The following is a 466-nucleotide window of genomic DNA, read 5'->3' on the forward strand; positions in this document are numbered from 1 at the left end:
GGTACCGGGGCAATGAGTATCACTCAAAGCAATCGAAATGTCGATGTTAATGTTGTCGCCGACGATCAAGGTGCAATTGGACTAAAAGATGTGAGTTCCGGAGATTTCATTAAACAATCTAGTGGTGAGCTAGGGATTGATTTCGCTAGAGGTACTGGAGATGGTGTCAGCGTCGGGGCTAAGATCGAACTCGGTGATATCAATGTTCAGGGGCCAGACCTAGCAAAGGACTGTGGATATACGGGAACTCCGGCTTTCAAAATAGTCAACCAGGCGCCGGCGGAGACCTATGATATCACGTTCACGTACGAACTAGATAATTCCGCCAGCTTGAATTCAAACGGGTCTGCGTTGGCCTTCTACAATTTCAAAAACACCCATTACTCACCACTACGTGTCTTTGATGGGAGCCCTGAGGCAGTCAGTGGTCAGTCAGGGGTTTACGAGCAAAGTGACTTCCTTGATC

General features: G+C 48.1%; 1 protein-coding gene. It reads left to right on the forward strand.

The window, feature by feature from the left end; all coding sequences use genetic code 11:
• Positions 1-90: 90 nt before the first annotated feature.
• A partial coding sequence (locus EXE50_RS17010) for a hypothetical protein (protein ID WP_137705651.1) occupies positions 91-466 on the forward strand: 376 nt, incomplete at its 3' end.

The sequence above is a fragment of the Halorubrum sp. ARQ200 genome, assembly GCF_005435115.1.
Taxonomy (GTDB): Archaea; Halobacteriota; Halobacteria; order Halobacteriales; family Haloferacaceae; genus Halorubrum; species Halorubrum tropicale.